Here is a 20,603-nt window from a genome sequence, read left to right as displayed (position 1 = left end):
TCGCAAGATCGCCCTTTTTTACTTTGCTTTTTTAACCGTGTTTATTTTTCAGTTCAAAGCGTGGTGATACCAGACCATACAGTGTCCAACCAAGGAAGGTCACGATGGAACCGTACAGCATGGCTTCTTCCCCGGATGAGTACAGCGCATAAAAGCTATACATCGCGCCAACAAAAGCAACAAAGTTTGCAACTTTCGCTTTTGAGGGGGGCACATTAGCGACCTTCTGAATAATGACTAATGCCGCCATTGACAGAATATACGGAATGATATTGGTCACCACGGCCAGGTTAACCAGCACGTTGAACTGACTGTTTAGCGACGGGCTAATCGTCATCAGCGCCAACCCGCTCTGGATAATCACAATGGTCAACATTCCCTGCACCGGTGCATCCACTTTGGTTACACGGGAGAAAATTTTAGGGAAGTAGCCTTCATCAGATGAAGATTTAAACACCTGGGCAATGGTGAACTGCCAGCCAAGCAGCGAACCGCAGCAGGACATCACCATCAGCGCCATAATGACTTTACCCACTTCTGGTGTAAACATCTGTGCGAAGGCCAGGCCAAATGGTGCCGTTGAATTTGCCAGCTCCATATTAGGCACAATCCCTGCAATCACGTTGGTGGAGACGATATAAATCACCGCCGCACCTAACGTACCGCCGAGTACCGCGATTGGCACATTACGTTCCGGGTTTTCCACTACATCAGTATTCGCACACGCAGACTCCAGACCAAGAAAAGCCCACAGCGTCATAGCGATGGAAGAACCTACTGCACTGAAGAACGGTGCATGATGCGGATTCCAGGAATCAACGTAAAGCGTCGGGCTAAACCAGAACCAGCCGATAATGCACAGGCCTACCACCGGAATAATGCCCCCCCACACGGTAATGCTACTGATTTGCCCGGTAATGCGCGCACCACCAAAGTTAGCCACGGTACAAATCCACAGCACCCCGATGGTCGCAAGACCAATCTGCACTGGCGACAAACTCGCGCCGAGCAGTTCGGTGCCGTAACCAACCGCCGAAATAGCAATCGCGACGTTAGCAATCAGCAGTGAGACGCCGTAGGTATAGTTCGCAATAAAGTTACCGGATTTACCGAAAGCATACTCGGCATAACCGCCCATACCACCTGATTTACGGCTGAACATACCGCATTTTGCGAATGCCCATGCCAGTGCCATTGAGCCTACGGCTGTCACCAGCCAGGAGATAATTGAAATTGTCCCAACTTCGGCAAGCTTTGTCGGCAGCATGATGATACCGGAGCCCATCATGTTGACCATCGTCAGTATGGTTAACTGAACGACGCCCATTTTGTTCGATTTAGCCTGACTCATAATTTTTCCCCTTTCAACAGGGTGCTTTGCGCATCACGAGGCTTGATGACATAGCACCAAACTTGCTTACGACCATCATGTTCTTCGATATAGACACCCTGCAGCTCCGGTGCAAAACCTGGCAGCAGGTTGATCCCTTCTTCCAGAGCGCTGAAGTAACGCAAAACAGCACCACCCCAGATTTCACCCGGAACAACACACAGCACACCCGGAGGATAAGGAAGCGCCCCTTCGGCAGCGATACGACCTTCGGCATCCGGTAGACGAACCAGCTCCACTTCACCGCGTAAATAGGCGTAGTTGGCTTCTTGCGGATTCATGCTGACGTGTGGGAAGTGCGCTTTGCGGAACATCTCTTTTTGCAGTTGTTTCACGTTGTGGCGGGCATACAAATCATGCATTTCCTGGCACAACTGACGCAGGGTATAACCGGCGTAGCGCTCTTCATGCTGTTTGTAGATGGAAGGCAGCACTTCTGCTAATGGCGCGTCGGACTCAAGCAGTTTTTCGAAGCGTACCAGCAGGGCACAAGTTGCTGAAGTTTGGCCATATCTTCTGCCGGAGTCAGCAGGAAGAGGATGGCGTTAAGATCGCATTTTTCCGGCACTACGCCATTTTCGCGCAGGAAGTTAGCAAGAATCGTCGCGGGTACACCGAACGCTTCATATTCGCCGTTACGTGCATCAATACCTGGGGTTGTCAGCAACAGTTTGCAAGGATCGACAAAGTATTGATTCTCTGCATAGCCTTCAAAAGAATGCCAGTGTTCCCCTGGTACAAACTGGAAGAAGCGCAGATCAACCGCAATTTGCGCTGTTTCATACGACTGCCAGGGTTTACCATCCACCAGTTCAGGTACGAACGGACGAATATGCTGACAGTTATCGAGGATCAGTTTGCGGGCATTAATGCCATTTACCACACAATCCATCCACATATTACGACCGCTGACACCTTCATGCATTTTGGCGTTGATATCCAGTGCGGCAAACAGCGGATAGAACGGGCTGGTGGAGGCGTGCATCATAAAGGCGTTGTTCATGCGTTTGTGCGGTACATAACGCTGTTGCCCTTTGATGTGGCTGTCTTTTTTATGGATTTGTGAAGTTTGAGAAAAACCAGCCTGCTGTTTATGTACGGATTGCGTAACTAGAATACCCGGATCGTTCTCATTAAGATCCAGCAACAGCGGCGAACAGTCAGCCATCATCGGGATAAATTGCTCATAGCCAACCCATGCGGAGTCAAACAGAATGTAGTCACACAGATGACCAATTTTATCCACCACCTGGCGGGCGTTATAAATCGTACCGTCGTAGGTGCCTAACTGAATCACAGCGAGGCGGAAAGGACGAGCCTCTTTTGCCCGCTGCGGTGCGACTTCCGCGATCAGCTCACGCAGGTAACTTTCTTCAAAACAGTGCGCATCAATGCCACCGATAAAGCCATACGGGTTACGTGCCGTTTCCAGATAAACCGGTGTTGCACCAGCCTGTAGCAACGCTCCGTGGTGGTTAGATTTGTGGTTATTGCGATCAAACAGCACCAGATCACCCGGTGTTAGCAGGGCGTTTAAAACCACTTTGTTAGAAGATGAAGTGCCATTTAGAACGAAGTATGTTTTATCGGCATTAAACACTTTTGCCGCATGTTGCTGTGCAATGCATGGCGCGCCTTCGTGAATCAGCAGATCGCCCATTGCTACGTCTGCGTTGCATAAGTCGGAACGGAACAGCGTTTCTCCGAAGTACTCCACGAACTGATTCCCTGCCGGATGACGACGGAAAAACTCACCTCCCTGATGACCCGGGCAGTCAAAAGCGCTATTGCCCTGATTGACATAATCGACCAGTGCGCGGAAGAAGGGCGGGCGCAGTTGCGTTTCATAATGGCTAGCAGCGGTTTCTAACTGACGTCCATAAAACTCTTTCCGTGATTCGCAATGCTCGAAGACACCAGAAATACGTGGCAGATATTCTGCTGGTACACGTTCTTCATTTTCCGTTGCAATAAAAACAGGAATGCCATAGCCAGTAGCGTCTATTTTATCGAGTTTTCCACGTTCAACATCATTGACTGATAAAATAATGGCGGCAACGTCAATATAATTACTTTCGTCAATATTCACGCATGCACGATGAGTGGAAAAACAATCCGGGCAAGAACGGCTAACGGCAATTTTTAATTCTGACATTTTATTCATCTCTTTATTTCAGGTAATAGCAGGTCCTCAATTTCTCAAAGGAGAAATCGATCACGTCGGAAAAAAAGCAAAGCTCCACCGCTGATAAATAAATCAGTAGTTTGCTTTTTGCAGATGCAATAACCCAGACCAGCCCGGTAACTGGCTATACTCGTCATACCTCAAGTTGCAAGTGCTGCGACTCGAATTATTTAGAGTTTAAAAGGGTTAGCAGTATATGAGCACCGAGGAATACAGGTATTAACCTGTAATGCTTAAAGTCAGGGAGACCTGTACGTTGGGGTGCCCTTTAGTCAGAAGACTAGCGGGCATTAAAGAAATGAAAGTCAAAACTATTACGATGGGCAAACTTCATGATATGGGTTGTCCGCCTTATATGAGGCATTAAGCGGTTATTATTTTCCATTTACCTTTACCGCTTGCTGTGTCAGTTGAAGGTAGAGTTATTCTATCCATGAAATGGCTATAATCTGTGAAGAAGATCAACAAAAAACGATCATACCCCAGATAATAAATCATTAATTATGAATATCGCCATATTAGATGCTGTTTTGTTACTTAAATGTTGTAATTTCGTGTTTTATATTTGCGTTAAGAAATTAAACCTGCCAAATAATAATATTCGGCGCAGGTTTAATAATAAATTAATCACTATTTAAGCGAATTTATTGAATAACAATTCAAAGCATAAACCGATACCCAATACCGGTTTCAGTAATGAAGTGGCGAGGCCGGGCCGGATCCTGTTCCAGTTTTTGTCGCAGATGTCCCATATAAATACGCAAATAGTGACTGTGTTCGACCGCGTTTGGCCCCCACACCTGGTTAAGGAGCTGGCGCTGGGTGAGTACTTTTCCGGCATTGTTGAGCAGCACCGCCAGCAGGCGGAACTCAATTGGTGTGAGATGCACCTCTTCCTCACCCCGGTGAATCACGCGGGCGGCTAAATCGACGGTAACACCGGAAAATTTCACCAGCGGATCGGACGCGGCGGTGGCGGAGTGGCGGAGTGGCGGCGTAAAGCGACGCGCAGACGGGCCTGCAATTCGCCAATACCAAACGGCTTACTCAGATAATCATCCGCTCCGGCATCCAGCGCGGCGATCTTGTCGCTCTCTTCGCTGCGTGCGGAAAGCACAATCACCGGCACCGGGCTCCACTGGCGCAGGTCGCGGATAAACTCAATCCCATCACCATCGGGCAGGCCGAGATCGAGAATAATCAAATCTGGCTTACGGGTTGCCGCTTCCAGCAAGCCGCGTTGCAGAGTTTCGGCCTCAAAGACGCGCATCCCGTCGCCCTCCAGCGCCGTGCGCAGAAAGCGACGAATAGCCTGTTCATCTTCAACAATCAGAACGTTTGTCACATATCCTCATGAAAGTCTTCAAGTTCAGGAGCGGTTTGCTGGGGAAGTGTAACACGAAAACAGGCACCACCTTCCGGTCGGTTGAACGCGGTAATGGTGCCGCCGTGTACATCCACAATCGCCCGACAAATTGCCAACCCAAGCCCGACACCCGGCACCGCCGACTCTTTATTCCCGCGAGCAAACTTATCAAATATCGTCTGCTCCTGGCCTGGCGGAAGACCGGGGCCGTTATCCCAGACATCCAGTTGTAGATTTTCGCCCTCAACGTGGGCATCGATACCAATTTCGGCCTGCGCACCCGCATATTTCACCGCGTTCTCCAGCAGATTAATCAGCACCCGTTCAAAGAGTGGCCCGTCAACGTGGATTAAGGTCAGCGGTTCTGGCAGAGAAAGATTGATGGGCGACGATAAACCCGGTTCCGGCATTTGCAGCGCGCTGCCGACTACTTCTTCCAGCGTTAACCACTCTTTCTTCAAATTAAAGCCGCCGGACTGAATTCGCGCCATATCCAGTAGATTATTCACCAGTCGGGTAGTGTTCAGCACATGCTGACGAATCTCGCTGGCCTGGCGGGCGTGGGGTGATCCTTCGCTTGCCAGATCGAGCGTTAAGATTTCTGCCTGACCAAACAGCACCGTAAGCGGCGTGCGTAAATCATGCGAAAGCGCTGCCAGCAGGGCGTTGCGGATCTGTTCACGTTCGCTTGCCATCCGCGCCTGTTCTTCGCTGGCGGTTAGCGTCAGCCGCTCAAGGGCATTGGCGACTAACAGCGTAAAAGTCTCCAGCAGGCGCTGCTGTTCCGGGATCATCAACTGGCGCAGATTCCCCGGCTCCACCACCACCAGCCCGTAGGTTTTCTCGCCGCTTTTTAGCGGCAAAATCTGGTACGGTACACCGGGTAACGTGTCGGTGCCCGCGCCCGCAGGCAGGCCTTTATCAAAACTCCACTGCGCGATGGCATCGTCCCATGGCGTAATTCCTTGCGGATGTGTTAACGGCTGCAATTTACCGTTGTCATCGGGCAACAACACCTGACTGCGGGCATGAAACGTGGAGGCAATAAATTGTTCGCTGGTGGCGGCGATGTCCTGCGGACTGCGGCCCACCGCCAGAGCTTTCGACATTTCATATAAGTGCCGTGTGCGTTGCTCGCGGTAACGGGCTACCCGCGCCTGATAACGCACACCAGCAGTAAGGTTCCCGATCACCAGCCCGACGGTTAACATCACCGCGAAGGTCAGCAGATATTGCACATCAGAGACGGCGAGCGTGCCGCGTGGGGCGATAAAAAAGAGATCGAAACTCACCACATTAATGACGGTGGCAACCACCGAAGGCCAGCGTCCATAAAATAGCGCCACCACCACGCCAAGCAGATACAGCATCACCAGGTTGGCGGCATCAAACGCCATCAGCCACTGCATGGCAATTAAGGTGATAACGGCGCATAACGCGGCGGCAACCACGCATCCCTGAATCTGTACCCGCCACTTGTCTTTAAATGAGCGGCTATCCGGCGCGTTGTTAATCGTGCGGGCGGGTGGTTCATCAAGCGCGACCAGCACCTGATCGAGATCGGGGGCGATGCGCGCCAGTCGGTCAGCAAATGTTTCCCGACGCCACCAGCGGCGCGAGGCTGGGCGACCGAGAATAATCTTGCCGAGATTATGTTCACGGGCATAACGCACTACCGCTTTCTCTTCCGCTGGATCAGAAAGTGTTGCCGTCTCCGCGCCCAGCTCCTGCGCCAGACGTAAGGCGCTGAGAATTGCCCGACGTTTTTTCTCCGGTAAGCGATGCAGGGCAGGGGTTTCAACATACACCGCGTGCCAGACGCTCCCCAGCCGTGACGTCAGCCGCGCCGCCGCGCGGACCAGTTTTCGCTGCCGGTGTTATGGCCGATGCATAAAAGGATCGCGTCGCGCGTGTGCCAGACTTTCTCTTCGCCAGGATGCCCCCGCCAGGCGCGCATTTGCTCATCAACGCGATCGGCAGTACGGCGCAGTGCCAGTTCGCGCAGGGCGATCAGATTGCCTTTGCGGAAAAAATGTTCAATGGCGCGCTCCGCCTGCCCGGCAATATAGACTTTGCCTTCTTTCAGCCGCTGGCGCAGATCGTCCGGGGGCAAGTCCACCAGCACCACGTCGTCGGCGGCATCGAAAAAAGGATCGGGCACGGTTTCCCGTACCTGAATTCCGGTGACGCCGCTGACCACATCATTCAGACTTTCCAGATGCTGAACGTTGACGGTTGTGAAAACATCAATGCCAGCTTCCAGCAGTTCTTCGATATCCTGCCAGCGTTTAGGATGACGAGAACCTGGCGCATTACTGTGCGCCAGTTCGTCCATTAAGATCAGCGCCGGACGGCGGGCGAGGGCGGCATCGAGATCAAACTCGCTGATATGCCGCCCACGGTACGCCTGGCGTTTCAGAGGCAGAACAGCCAGCCCTTCAAGCATGGCGGCGGTATCTTTCCGCCCATGGGTTTCTACCACACCAACCACAATATCCAGCCCTTGCGCCCGCAGTCGCTGGGCTTCTGCCAGCATCGCCCAGGTCTTCCCGACGCCTGCACAGGCACTGAAGAAAACTTTCAGCTTCCCCCGATGCGGCGCGGCAGTTTGTTCCAGCAGACGGTCGGGGTCGGGACGTAAGGGTTCGTTATTCATCAAGCTTATCCAGTGCCAGATTGAGTTCGACAATGTTGACGACCGGCTGGCCGATATATTTCACCAGCGGTTGTTGGCTGTATTTTGCGATCAGCTGCGTGAGCTGTTCAACGCTGAGATTACGCGCTTTTGCGATGCGTGGGATCTGCCAGGCCGCCGCTTGCGGGGTGATGTTATTGTCCAGTCCGCTTGCCGACGCCGTCACCAGTTCAACCGGAACGTTCGTGCTGGCGTCCGGGTTAGCGGCCCGTAATGCGGCAACGCGTGCGGCTATCTGTTTATCCAGCTCCGGGTTACTGACTGCCAGATTGCTCCCGCCAGAAGCCTGTGGATTATAGGGCATTTCTGCTGTTGCCGACGGGCGACCATGAAAATAGCCGTTGCCGGTAAAATTTTGCCCGATTAATGCCGAACCGCGCACCGTATCACCTTCACGAATCAACGAACCGTTGGCCTGCCAGGGATACCACCATTGCCCCAGTGCGGTGGTCAGCAGCGGGTAAACGCCGCCAGTAATCAATAACAGAAAGAGAAATGTCGATAATGCCGGACGTAATCCACTCATGGTAAACCTCACACCAGACTACAAACGGTTAGCAGTAAATCAATGACTTTGATACCAATAAACGGCACCAGCAGCCCACCCAGACCGTAAATCCATAAGTTACGGCGCAACATGGCAGAAGCGGTAAGCGGTTTATAACTCACGCCTTTTAACGCCAGAGGAATCAAAAAGACGATAATCAAGGCGTTGAAAATGACCGCACTGAGAATGGCGGAGTCGGGCGAATGCAGGCGCATGATGTTCAGCGCATTTAACTGCGGATATGTTGCCGCGAACGCCGCCGGAATAATGGCGAAGTATTTCGCCACATCGTTGGCAATGCTGAAGGTGGTCAGCGAGCCACGGGTCATCAGCATCTGTTTGCCAATGTGCACCACCTCGATCAACTTGGTCGGGTTAGAGTCGAGATCCACCATATTGCCCGCCTCTTTAGCCGCCTGGGTGCCGGAGTTCATCGCCACCGCGACATCTGCCTGCGCCAGCGCCGTAGCATCGTTGGTGCTGTCGCCGGTCATCGCTACCAAACGACCTTCCGCCTGATACTGACGGATCAATGCCAGCTTGGCCTCCGGTGTCGCTTCGGCGAGAAAATCATCGACACCCGCTTCCGCAGCTATCGCGGCGGCAGTCAGACGGTTATCGCCGGTAATCATCACCGTTTTAATGCCCATTTGCGCAGCTGGGCGAAGCGCTCTTTAATACCGCCTTTGACGATATCTTTCAGCGCAATAACGCCCAGCACACGAGAACCTTCCACCACCACCAGCAGCGTGGCTCCTTGACGCGCAACCTGATCGACTTTTTGATCAACATCGGCAGGGAAGTGACCGCCGTTAGCCTCAATATGGCGGCGAATGGCATCGACAGAACCTTTACGGATCATGCGGTTGTCGATGTTGATCCCGCTCATCCGGCTTTGCGCAGTAAACGGTACAAAGGTGGCATGGAGCGACTGCACATCGCGCTCGCGCAGGTTAAAACGTTGCTTGGCGAGGATCACAATACTGCGACCTTCCGGCGTTTCATCAGCCAGCGAAGCCAGTTGTGCGGCGTCAGCCAGCGTTTTTTCATCCACGCCCTGCGCGGGGATAAACTCCGACGCCTGACGGTTACCGAGTGTGATGGTGCCGGTTTTATCCAGTAGCAGAACGTCAACGTCACCTGCCGCTTCAACTGCACGTCCGCTGGTGGCAATCACATTCGCGCCCAGCATCCGACTCATCCCGGCGACGCCGATCGCTGACAACAGGCCACCAATAGTGGTTGGGATCAGACAGACCAGCAGCGCCACCAGTACCGTTACACTCACGGCATTACCGCCCCACGCGGAAAACGGCCACAGCGTGGCGGTTGCCAGTAAAAAGACGATGGTCAGAGCAATCAGCAGGATAGTCAGGGCAATCTCGTTCGGTGTTTTGCGTCGCTGTGCGCCTTCCACCATCGCGATCATCCGATCCAGAAATGTCTCACCGGGGTTAACGCTACACTCAATCACCAGCCAGTCAGAAAGAATACGCGTGCCGCCGGTGACGGAGGCAAAATCGCCGCCGGATTCACGGATCACCGGTGCCGATTCCCCGGTGATGGCGCTTTCATCGACCGATGCGCCGCCTTCAATGACTTCACCATCGCAGGGGATAATATCGCCAGCTTCTACCAGCACGATGTCACCTTTACGCAGTTGATCGGCAGGAACTTTGTCCGCCGCAGAGCCATATTTCGGCTCACGCAGCTTGCGGGCAAAGGCAGTTTTTTTCACCCCTTTAAGACTGTTGGCCTGCGCTTTACTGCGGCCTTCTGCCAGCGCCTCGGCGAAATTAGCGAACAGTACGGTGACCCACAGCCAGCCGCTAATTGCCGCGCTAAACAGCGCATTGCCAGGCATCGCACCGCTTGCCATCGCGATGCTAATACAGGTGGTCAGCAGACTGCCGATCCAGACGATAAACATCACCGGATTGCGCCATTGCGCCTGCGGGTTTAATTTTTTCACCGCTTCTTTCAGCGCCTGAACGACAAGTGTTGGTTCGAATAGCGCCAGTTGTTTACGACTCATATTCAGTGCTCACTCAATATCATCAGGAGAGATATTCCGCCACCGGACCAAGCGCCAGGGCAGGGATAAAGGTCAGTGCGCCAACCAGCAACACGGTGCCGATTAACAGGCCAACAAACAGCGGGCCGTGCGTTGGCAGCGTGCCGGAGCTGGCGGGTTGGCTCTTTTTACTCACCAGCGAACCGGCAATTGCCATCACCGGGATAATCACCCCGAAGCGACCGACAAACATGCAGAACGCCAGTAAACAGTTCCAGAACGGAGAGTTGGCGCTTAATCCGGCAAAGGCGCTGCCGTTGTTGTTAGCGGCGGACGACACGGCGTACAGCACTTCGCTAAAACCATGCGGGCTAGGGTTAAGCATGGCGCTACGTCCGGCGTCGGTCATCATCGCCAACGCCGCGCCCATCAGTACCAGTGTTGGAGTAACCAGAATCGCCAGTGCAGTCAGTTTCATCTCGCGTACGTCTATTTTTTTACCCAGATATTCCGGTGTACGACCAATCATCAGCCCGGCAATAAACACCGCCAGCAGGACAAACAGCATCATGCCGTAAAGACCAGAACCGACACCGCCGAACACCACTTCACCAATTTGCATTAGCCACATCGGCACCATGCCGCCGAGAGCGGTAAACGAATCATGCATCGCAATCACCGCGCCACAGGACGCCGCCGTAGTCACGACCGCAAACAGGCTACTGACCAGCACGCCGAAACGGCTCTCTTTACCTTCCATATTGATGCTGCTGTCTGCGCCGAGCGCCAGCAGATGAGGATTACCCTGAACTTCTGCCCACATAACCACGCCTACGCAGATGACAAAAATCACTGACATCGCCCACAGCAACATGCGCCCCTGGCGGCGATCGCCCGTCACTTCACCAAAGGCAAAGCACAGCGCTGTTGGGATCAAGAAGATCGCCAGCATCTGCACGAAGTTGGTCAGTGCGGTTGGGTTTTCAAACGGATGCGACGAGTTGGCATTAAAGAAGCCACCGCCGTTAGTACCGAGCATCTTGATCGCTTCCTGAGAAGCTACTGGTCCCATGGGTAACAGCTGTTGCGCTCCTTCAACGGTATTCACTGCCTGATAGGGCAGAAAGTTTTGCTGCGCACCTTGTTGAATAAAAAACAGTGCGATCAACAACGCCACAGGGACTAGCACCCATAACGTGATGCGTAGCAGATCGACCCAGGCATTCCCGAGTGTGCTCATGCTCTGGCGAGTAAACGCACGGATGAAGGCAAAAATCACCGCAATCCCGCTGGCGGCAGAAAGAAAGTTTTGTACCGTTAAGCCTGCCATCTGGCTGAAATAGCTCAACGTGGTTTCACCGCTATAAGATTGCCAGTTGGTATTCGTGACAAAGCTGACGGCGGTATTCAGCGCCAGATCCCACGACAGCCCCGGCAACTGCTGTGGATTAAGCGGCAGATAGTGCTGACCGAGCAACATAAAAAACAGCACCGCCAGCCCCAGCATGTTCAGGCCGAGAATGGCACAAAGATATTGCTTCCAGTTCATCTCATGGTCAGAGACGCCAGGTAAACGAAAGAGTATACGTTCAACGCCCGCTGTACCTGGAAGAGGAATGTCATTAATCAGCCGCGCCAGCCCGCTGCCTAAAGGACGCGCCAGCACCATTAATACCAGTAAAAACGTGGCAATCAGTAAGAACCCTTGCGCAGCCATCAGAACGCCTCCGCATTGATCAGGGCATAAACCAAATAGCCCAGTAATAAAAACACCAGCAACACGCCGGCTATCACGCCTGCACTCACAGTGCACCTCCAGTGGCCTAAAAGTGATACCGGAAGAGTAGAATTCTGGCTGCAAAGATTTCGCAAAAATCTGCGGACGGGGTGTAAAAAAAGTATAAAAATGGCAAAGGCCATGATTTAACTGATGGTTAGTATTAATTTAACTTTTGTGTAATTTAATTACAGTGTGAATGTAAATAAACCATCAATAAGCAAAAATAAGTGGTCGGATGAGTAGTAAAATTACACAAAAGGCGGTACTATTTTCATCAGATAAACAAATTCATTTTTCCGGTGCTATTCACCGGGTAGATACAAAAGGGGGAGAAAAGTATGGAACTCTACAGAGAATATCCTGCATGGCTTATCTTTTTACGCCGTACATATGCGGTTGCAGCGGGCGTTCTGGCGCTGCCTTTCATGCTTTTCTGGAAAGACCGCGCCCGCTTTTACAGCTACCTGCACCGCGTCTGGTCGAAAACCAGCGATAAACCGGTGTGGATGGATCAGGCCGAAAAGGCAACCGGTGATTTTTACTGATTGCCTGCGCGCTTAAGCCAGCCTCGTATCAGGGGGCTGGTTTAGGTGTTCAACATCAACGTCTTCCATGATAATTAACATGGAAGACGTTTCCATCGTATTATTCATTTCATCACTGTTTTAGCATCACGTTTCAATAGTATCCTTTCATAGGGCTACCCAGGATGCGGTCACCTTCATTGTCGCTCTAAGCGACTAGATCATCAGAAATCTCCAGTTAGATTGCATACTTCCTTACACACTTTCGTGAAACTTCAGGGTAAGGTGAGAAAGCCGTCATCCCTTTTTCTAATTCCAGCATCTAAATAAATTCCGAATTTTGTTATTAGTATCGCTACCGCAATAAAAACAGATAGTAAAGAGAGTAATATATACTTTATTGATATATTAAGAATAATTAATTGTTAACATATCTAATCCAATAAGATGTTATGTTGTATTTAGTGTATGATGGTGATTTTAAGGTGCTTGCGTGGCTTCCATTTCCATCAGATGTCCTTCCTGCTCCGCTACTGAAGGCGTGGTGCGTAACGGCAAAAGCACTGCCGGACATCAGCGCTATCTCTGCTCTCATTGCCGTAAAACATGGCAACTACAGTTCACTTACACCGCCTCTCAGCCCGGTACGCACCAGAAAATCATTGATATGGCCATGAATGGCGTCGGATGTCGCGCCAGTGCACGCATTATGGGCGTTGGCCTCAACACGGTTTTACGTCACTTAAAAAACTCAGGCCGCAGTCGGTAACCTCGCGCATACAACCGGGCAGTGATGTGATTGTCTGCGCTGAAATGGACGAACATTGGGGCTACGTCGGTGCTAAATCACGTCAGCGCTGGCTGTTTTACGCGTATGACAGGATACGGAGGACGGTTGTGGCGCACGTCTTCGGTGAACGCACTCTGGCCACACTGGAGCGTCTTCTGAGCCTGCTGTCGGCCTTTGAGGTCGTGGTATGGATGACGGATGGCTGGCCGCTGTATGAATCACGCCTGAAGGGAAAGCTGCACGTTATCAGCAAGCGTTACACTCAGCGCATTGAGCGACATAATCTGAAGCTGAGACAACATCTGGCAAGGCTGGTACGGAAGTCACTGTCGTTCTCAAAATCGGTGGAGCTGCATGACAAGGTCATCGGGCATTATCTGAACATAAAACACTATCAGTAAGTTGGAGTCATTACCTTTTGTTGTTAATAAAAAGCTTATAGATTTATAGTTGATAATTAAAACGCATCCGATATTTCAGCTTTTTCTATGCAAGATACAATTTTATAAGGTGTCCATTTTTATATGGAGGCGGTAGCGTGTCTGTTACTAGTGGTTTTATTTGCATAGTGAATATATTGGGATTGTTAAATACATAACTATGTATCCGCTCTGGTCGTTGTAAATATTGCTAATTGCTTAATATTATTAGTGATTATGACTGGAAAGATAAAGTGTGCTGTAAAGCGGTGATGGGTATTACATTCATGATTAAAAAAACAGAACCTGTCAATAAATAATTCCTTTATTAAAACGGACTATTTACATTATGACGGAATATTATCTCAACGAGGCGGTTTGGAAATACAGAGCCAGTTTCTCCGGGGTAACGAGCAGGTGTACCAGTGTCAGGTGGCATTTGTATTGCCGGGTGAGCGGGTCATGATGGCCTTCACCTACGCCAGAACCACACCGCTGACCCCGGCAGATATGACGCGCTGGGCTGAAATTAAAAAGAATCTGCGCTTCAGGATGCGGCAGGAAGTCAGGACGAATTAATCATACAGGGAACGGGACATGGAAGAGGCATTCTGGGCGGCAAGACAGGGTGATGCCCTGCTGCATACGTCGTTTATGGCAGATGTGCTGGGGGCGGTGCTGGAGGTGGCCGCAAATGTCGTTATTGATGCCCTCATTGTCGGCACAACCTCGTTACTGGCGACGTCAGTGGGGATCACGATGGGGTGCACGGCCGTCGTGCTGACCGGTTTTGTGGCGGGTGTGGCGATGGTGTACACCGGCGTGACAGAAAAGGTCAGCGAAGCCTGTTCAGCCCTCGCAAATATGCTTTTCCCGCCTCAGATTGAAGGTTACATCCTCACCGGCTCTGGTGACACATGGATCAACAGCAAACCTGCCGCGCGGGCAGCGGCGACTGCGGCATCGCGGCAGGACATAGAGGCGCAGGAAGCGCAGGCGAAGGCAGAACAGGAAGAAGCGCAGCGTCAGGAGGATGCCAGAACGTTCCGGGATGTGGCCGGGGAATATCTGGAAATGGCGGGGGCCATAGCCCTGGCGGTTAACCCGGTGACAGGGCCTGTGCTGATGTCCCGGGCTCTGCACGACCAGCTCAGTACGGAAGAAGGGCGTTCTGAAATGGTGGATGGCGTGACACATTTTGTGTCGGAACTATGGCAGCCCACTGTGGCCAGTGCGGCCCCGGGATCCACCCCGACCCCTGACGATAAAATCGACTGCCATAAACATCCTTCCTCACTGACGCAGTTTCTCGCACAAAAAAAAGCCGCCTTTCTGGATGACCCCCTGGGAACGGCCCTTAACCTGCTGAATCCGGGCGGTATGCTGGAAACCGCCTTTCAGGGAGTGAATGCGGTTATTGGCAGCATCAGTAATCTGTTCAAAGGCGATGACGAGCCGCCCGCAGCGGAATATATCGCGGAAGGCGCGCGGGATGTGCGTATCAACAGCCAGCCGGCGACACGCAGCGGGGCACGCTGTACCTGCGAGGCCAGGGTGGTGAATGAGCCGGGGAACGGGGCGTTTGTGTCACCGGATGTGCGCATTGGCGGTCCGTTACTGGTGGTCAGGGATATCAGAAGCGGCAGGTCGCAGATAACCCTGGTGGCAACCGTGGCGCTGATGTTTCTTCGCCCGGGCAAAATGCTTTCTAAAATCGCCTGTTTTGCTGCCAGTGTCGGGATGAGCATGCTGACGCAGAAGGCCACCAGTGCCCTTCCGCATCCGGTCAATGCCGCCACCGGGGCCAAATACCTGGCCGATGACGATGACTTCGATTTCAGTCTGCCGGGCCACTTTCCGCTGGACTGGCAGCGCGTGTACAGCAGTCGTGACGAACGTACGGAAGGAATGTTTGGTCAGGGCTGGAGTGTAATGTATGAAGTCAGCCTCGTGTGCACACCGGGTAGCGCAGACGAAAACTGCATGACCTTTGTGTCGGGCATGGGGCGACGCTTGGATATGGAAGCCGTACTGCCGGGGGGCGGGTTTTACAGCCCCGGTGAAGGGCTGGCGGTAAGGCGTGGTGAGCAGGGGCACTGGCTTATCAGCAGCGATGACGGGCAGTGTTTTCTGTTTGAGGCTGACCCGCACCACCCGCAGCGCCAGCGGCTGAAAATGCTGGGCGACCGTAACAGCAACTGTCTGAATCTGTACTACGACGACCGGGGCCGCATTGTGGAAATCAGCGGCGAACAGCAGCGTCCGTGCATCCGTCTGTATTACGAACTGGCGGCGCATCCCCGGCGGGTGACACAGATTTATCAGCATTTCCCTGAGACTGCACCTTTACTGCTGCGTCGTTACAGCTATGACGAGGCCGGCCACCTGAACGGCGTGTACGACAGCACGGGGCACCTGCTGCGTGAGTTTGCTTACGACGAAAACCACTGCATGACGCTGCACCGCCAGCCGGGCGGCGAAGGGTATTATTACCAGTGGGGCTGGTATGAAGGTCCGGATGACGCGGCATGGCGGGTGACGGGGCACCACACGGACAGCGGTGAACAGTACCGGCTGGCGTGGGACCTGGCGCAGCGCAGGCTGTGCGTGACGGACGGACTGGGGCGCACACGTTATCACCAGTGGGATGCGCAGAATCAGGTGACGGCGTACCAGGACGAAGCCGGACAGGTGACGACATTCCGCTGGAGCGACGAAGAACGACTGTTGCTGGGGATGACCGACCCTCAGGGCGGCAAATGGCGCTATGTGTATGACCTGCAGGGGCATATCACGGAGACGCACGACCCGCTGGGGCGGGTGGAGCAGGCGCAGTGGCACCCGGTGTGGCACCAGCCGGAAACGGAGGTGGACGCGGCGGGAAACCTGCTGGGGAGGCGCGCGGGGGAAAGGGCCACGGCAGAAAACAGCGTGGTGCCGTTCAACCGGCTGATGTCTTACCGTGGTGTGCACTACCGTTATGACGAATTTGGCCGTGCGGTGGAAAAGGAGGGCCGGAGCGGAACGCAGAGTTACCGTTATGATGCGGAACACCGGATGGTGGAAGTGACGACAGCGCGGGGGACATACCGGTATGTGTACGATGCACTGGGGAGGCGGACGGAAAAACAGCACATCAGCCCTGACGGTAAGCCGTACAACCGGACAAAATTTTTATGGGACGGAATGCGGCTGGCGCAGGAGAGCAGGCCGGAGGGAACAGGCAGCCTGTACATCTACAGGGACCAGGGGAGTTATGAACCGCTGGCGCGGGTGGATAAGGCGGGCAAAGAGGGCCCGAACCGGATACTGTATTTTCACACGGATGTGAACGGCGCGCCGGTAAGAGATGACGGACAGCGACGGGAAAATCGTGTGGGAGACGGGGTATCAGGTCTGGGGTAACACGATACAGGAGAAGGACCACGGCGGGGTGGAGCAGAACCTGCGCTACCAGGGACAGTACCTCGACAGGGAAACGGGGCTGCACTACAATCTGCACAGGTACTATGATCCGGATGTCGGGCGGTTCATGGTAACTGACCCGATAGGGTTGAGAGGCGGTTTAAATCTCTACAGTTATGCACCTAATCCTCTAAAATATGCTGATCCACTTGGATTAACTCCATGTGCTGTTAGTAACCAAAAAGCGAATCGTTTATTAGATAGTAGTGAAACCAAAGTTACTGTTAGGTCTAGAAGTGACGCTGAACAATTGTTTATGGATAGATATTTAGGTCATAATTATAAAAATATGACAGGTGAGTCAGGCCCCAGCACTAAGAACTTAATGGAATATCTTACTGAAAATAAAACAAAAGCAGGTTCATATCATTGGGATGATATAAAAGATCCTTCTGTAACAAAACCTTCATATAGAGTGTCAGGTCATGGACCAGGAAATCCTGATGGTGATTTACCACATTTACAAGTTCATCAACATGGTGGAAGTGTTAGACATATATTTTTCCCGTGGGAGACATAATAATGAACAATCTCAATACATTATTAAGTGGAAAGGTTTTGCTCAAAGAAATTAGTCCATTAATGCCTGGATATAGAACATGGATTGAAATTTCATTGATCGATGAATTAAAACCATCTTATCCTTTTAGATTAGATGAATATGCTATGATAGGGCATTCACCTTATGCCAATGAATGTAATAAAGATGAAGCTAAATTTAAACTACGAATATCATCATTTTTAGCTTCTGACATAGATAATGAATACGATCCATCATATGATTATGTTGGAAAATATGAAATTATCGCTTCACTTAATGAGTTAAAAACTAGGTTAAGTACTCTTCATGTAAACTTGGAGCAATTTATAAATTCATCGGAAGATGATGAGTATCCATTATAATAAGACAGAATAAAAAGCTAGGAAGGTTTTAAATCTTCCCAGCTTTTTTAATATTTAACTTTCGTTCAGCACACTAAACATCCCATCCCGCAGTTCCTGCACCTCGTCACTGTCAGCGATGATGGTCAGGCCCCCCTCCGAAATCTTCACCGTGACACCCCGTCCGGTATCAAATCCGGCCTCTTTCAGCCAGTCGCCCTTAAGGTGCAGACTGGGATGTTGTGAATAATACCGGGCTATACCGGTTTTGCGGTCCTGGTGGCGGGCTCTGACATAGCCGACTTTATAGCGGCGCTGTGTTTTGGAAATGGTGACTTCTGGCGTAATATCGTGTTCAGCCATGATTAACTACCTTGATTAGTTGCTTGCGGGGAGCGCGCTTTCGTAATCTTGCCCTGCTAGCGGATTAACTTCACAAACATCATTTACCAACGCCTACACTTACTCCTGTATACCGTTCAGGAGCAGTAATGAATCTACAACGATTTGATGACAGCACCCTAATCCGTATCTTCGCCCTTCATGAGTTACATCGACTGAAAGAACATGGCTTAACGCGCGGGGCGCTTCTCGATTATCACAGCCGCTATAAACTCGTCTTTCTGGCCCATTCTCAGCCCGAGTACCGCAAACTTGGCCCGTTTGTGGCTGATATTCATCAGTGGCAAAATCTGGATGATTTTTACAACCAGTACCGCCAACGCGTAATTGTTTTGCTTTCTCATCCCGCCAACCCGCGCGATCACACCAACGTTTTGATGCACGTTCAGGGTTATTTTCGCCCGCATATTGATTCCACAGAACGCCAGCAGCTGGCTGCGCTTATCGACAGTTATCGCCGTGGCGAGCAACCACTTCTTGCGCCGCTGATGCGTATCAAACACTATATGGCGCTTTATCCTGACGCCTGGCTTTCAGGGCAGCGTTATTTCGAACTTTGGCCGCGTGTGATTAACTTGCGCCATTCAGGAGTTTTATGACTACCCATCTGGCCTGGTTTCGCCAGGATTTACGTCTGCACGATAATCTCGCACTGGCTGCCGCCTGCCGCAATTCGTCTGCACGCGTGCTGGCGCTGTATATCGCTACACCACGCAAGTGGGAGACGCATAACATGTCGCCGCGTCAGGCTGAACTTATCAATGCTCAACTGAATGGGCTACAAATCGCGCTGGCGGAAAAAGGTATTCCTTTATTGTTCCGTGAAGTGGATGACTTTGTCGCCAGTGTCGAAATAGTTAAACAGGTGTGCGCGGAAAACAGCGTTACTCATCTTTTTTATAACTATCAGTATGAGGTGAATGAGCGAGCGCGGGATGTGGACGTTGAAAGAGCGCTGCGTAACGTGGTGTGTGAAGGATTTGATGACAGCGTGATCCTGCCGCCGGGGGCGGTGATGACCGGCAATCACGAGATGTACAAAGTCTTTACGCCTTTTAAGAATGCCTGGCTGAAACGGCTGCGGGAAGGGATGCCGGAGTGCGTCGCTGCACCAAAAGTTCGTAGTAGCGGATCGATAAAGCCCGCGCCATCCATTACGCTGAATTATCCTCGTCAGTCTTTCGATACTGCGCATTTCCCGGTGGAAGAAAAAGCGGCGATTGCGCAATTACGCCAGTTTTGCGAGAACGGTGCTGGAGAGTATGAGCAACAACGAGATTTTCCGGCAGTGGAAGGCACCAGCCGTTTGTCCGCCAGCTTGGCAACGGGCGGGTTATCGCCTCGCCAGTGTTTGCATCGCTTGTTGGCGGAACAGCCGCAGGCGCTGGACGGTGGGGCCGGTAGTGTCTGGCTTAGTGAGCTGATCTGGCGCGAGTTCTACCGTCATCTGATGACGTATTACCCCTCGTTGTGTAAACATCGTCCATTTATTGCCTGGACGGATCGTGTGCAGTGGCAAAGCAATCCCGCACATTTACAGGCCTGGCAGAAAGGCAAAACGGGATACCCGATTATTGATGCCGCTATGCGTCAGCTTAACAGCACTGGCTGGATGCATAACCGGCTACGGATGATTACAGCCAGTTTTCTGGTGAAAGATTTGTTGATCGACTGGCGCGAAGGCGAGCGATATTTCATGTCGCAGCTGATTGATGGTGATTTGGCAGCTAATAACGGTGGCTGGCAGTGGGCGGCTTCTACGGGTACTGATGCTGCGCCGTATTTTCGTATTTTCAATCCGATAACTCAGGGCGAGAAATTTGACCGTGAGGGCGAGTTTATTCGTCGATGGTTACCGGAGCTGCGCGATGTACCAGGGAAAGCGGTGCATGAGCCGTGGAAGTGGGCGCAGAAAGCAGGTGTGAAGCTGGATTATCCGCAACCGATAGTCGAGCACAAAGAGGCGAGAGTACAAACGTTGGCAGCGTATGAGGCGGCGCGGAAGGGGAAATAACAGACGCGTCAGGCAATCGAGCCCAGATGCCGGATGCGGCGTGAACGCCTAATCCAGCCTACAAATTTGTGCAAATTCAATAAATTGCAGGAAATACGTAGGCCTGATAAGACGCGTCAAGCGTCGCATC

9 protein-coding genes, 4 pseudogenes and 5 other annotated features are annotated in these 20,603 nt (G+C 52.1%); of the genes and pseudogenes, 6 read left to right on the top strand and 7 right to left on the bottom strand.

From position 1 onward, the window contains the following. Nucleotides 1-31: 31 nt before the first annotated feature. The 6 genes and pseudogenes from potE to kdpA form a co-directional block, all read right to left on the bottom strand. A complete protein-coding gene (gene potE / locus SF0604; RefSeq protein ID NP_706535.1) occupies nucleotides 32-1,351 on the bottom strand; it encodes a putrescine transporter in 1,320 nt (439 codons plus the stop codon). Further along, nucleotides 1,348-3,410: a sequence feature ('Similar to Escherichia coli K12 ornithine decarboxylase isozyme, inducible gi: 1786909 (733 aa). BLAST with identity of 95% in 688 aa. This CDS contains an in-frame stop codon. The sequence has been checked and is believed to be correct.'), on the bottom strand. (Overlaps the previous gene by 4 nt.) After that, nucleotides 1,348-3,410, bottom strand: a pseudogene (speF, locus tag SF0603). Its footprint overlaps the feature before it by 2,063 nt. The gene potE and the pseudogene speF overlap by 4 nt, the downstream one beginning before the upstream one ends. Nucleotides 3,411-4,234: 824 nt before the next feature. Further along, nucleotides 4,235-4,920: a sequence feature (Similar to Escherichia coli K12 regulator of kdp operon (transcriptional effector) gi: 1786911 (226 aa). BLAST with identity of 96% in 229 aa. This CDS contains an in-frame stop codon. The sequence has been checked and is believed to be correct.), on the bottom strand. After that, nucleotides 4,235-4,920: pseudogene (gene kdpE, locus SF0601) on the bottom strand. Its footprint overlaps the feature before it by 686 nt. Further along, nucleotides 4,917-7,597: a sequence feature (Similar to Escherichia coli K12 sensor for high-affinity potassium transport system gi: 1786912 (895 aa). BLAST with identity of 97% in 894 aa. This CDS contains an in-frame stop codon. The sequence has been checked and is believed to be correct.), on the bottom strand. It overlaps the preceding pseudogene by 4 nt. Further along, nucleotides 4,917-7,597: pseudogene (gene kdpD, locus SF0600) on the bottom strand. (Overlaps the previous feature by 2,681 nt.) Before kdpD ends, kdpE begins: the two co-directional pseudogenes overlap by 4 nt. A gap of 573 nt (nucleotides 7,598-8,170) precedes the next feature. After that, nucleotides 8,171-10,218: a sequence feature ('Similar to Escherichia coli K12 ATPase of high-affinity potassium transport system, B chain gi: 1786914 (683 aa). BLAST with identity of 97% in 683 aa. This CDS contains an in-frame stop codon. The sequence has been checked and is believed to be correct.'), on the bottom strand. Further along, nucleotides 8,171-10,218, bottom strand: a pseudogene (gene kdpB, locus SF0599). It overlaps the preceding feature by 2,048 nt. Nucleotides 10,219-10,240: 22 nt before the next feature. After that, entirely contained in the window at nucleotides 10,241-11,914 is a 1,674-nt protein-coding gene (gene kdpA, locus SF0598; RefSeq protein ID NP_706533.2) for a potassium-transporting ATPase subunit A, read from the bottom strand. A 401-nt stretch (nucleotides 11,915-12,315) separates the two neighbouring features. Between kdpA and ybfA the strand changes: the two genes are divergently transcribed. The 4 genes from ybfA (at nucleotide 12,316) to SF0594 (ending at nucleotide 17,115) form a co-directional block, all read left to right on the top strand. Next, nucleotides 12,316-12,522 (top strand): hypothetical protein, encoded by a 207-nt coding sequence (gene ybfA, locus SF0597; RefSeq protein ID NP_706532.1) that lies wholly within the window; start codon nucleotides 12,316-12,318, stop codon nucleotides 12,520-12,522. A 438-nt stretch (nucleotides 12,523-12,960) separates the two neighbouring features. Beyond that, nucleotides 12,961-13,707: a mobile genetic element (partial), on the top strand. Further along, a complete protein-coding gene (gene insA, locus SF0596) occupies nucleotides 12,995-13,270 on the top strand; it encodes an insertion element IS1 protein InsA (RefSeq protein ID NP_706531.1) in 276 nt (91 codons plus the stop codon). (Overlaps the previous feature by 276 nt.) Next, nucleotides 13,297-13,692 carry an insertion element IS1 protein InsB gene (gene insB / locus SF0595; RefSeq protein ID NP_706530.1) on the top strand — a complete coding sequence of 132 codons (396 nt, stop codon included), beginning with the start codon at nucleotides 13,297-13,299 and terminating at the stop codon, nucleotides 13,690-13,692. It lies within the feature at nucleotides 12,961-13,707. 600 nt (nucleotides 13,708-14,307) lie before the next feature. Beyond that, nucleotides 14,308-17,115: a Rhs-family protein gene (locus SF0594; protein NP_706529.1), complete on the top strand. Its 2,808-nt coding sequence runs from the start codon at nucleotides 14,308-14,310 to the stop codon at nucleotides 17,113-17,115. Nucleotides 17,116-18,132: 1,017 nt separating this feature from the next. On the opposite strand, the gene SF0591 is transcribed toward SF0594, so the two are convergent. Then, a complete protein-coding gene (locus SF0591; protein ID NP_706526.1) occupies nucleotides 18,133-18,420 on the bottom strand; it encodes a hypothetical protein in 288 nt (95 codons plus the stop codon). Nucleotides 18,421-18,548: 128 nt separating this feature from the next. Here SF0591 and ybgA point away from each other — a divergent pair, with 128 nt between their 5' ends. Both ybgA and phrB read left to right on the top strand, forming a co-directional pair. After that, nucleotides 18,549-19,058, top strand: a complete 510-nt coding sequence (ybgA, locus tag SF0590) for a hypothetical protein (RefSeq protein NP_706525.1) — start codon at nucleotides 18,549-18,551, stop codon at nucleotides 19,056-19,058. Then, nucleotides 19,055-20,473: a deoxyribodipyrimidine photolyase gene (gene phrB / locus SF0589; RefSeq protein ID NP_706524.1), complete on the top strand. Its 1,419-nt coding sequence runs from the start codon at nucleotides 19,055-19,057 to the stop codon at nucleotides 20,471-20,473. Before ybgA ends, phrB begins: the two co-directional genes overlap by 4 nt. The last annotated feature ends 130 nt before the right edge of the window (nucleotides 20,474-20,603 follow it).

Origin of the sequence: Shigella flexneri 2a str. 301, from assembly GCF_000006925.2 — a bacterium.
Taxonomy (GTDB): domain Bacteria; phylum Pseudomonadota; class Gammaproteobacteria; order Enterobacterales; family Enterobacteriaceae; genus ECMA0423.
Note: the sequence above shows the minus strand (reverse complement) of the source record. Positions and strands in the feature narration are given on the sequence as shown.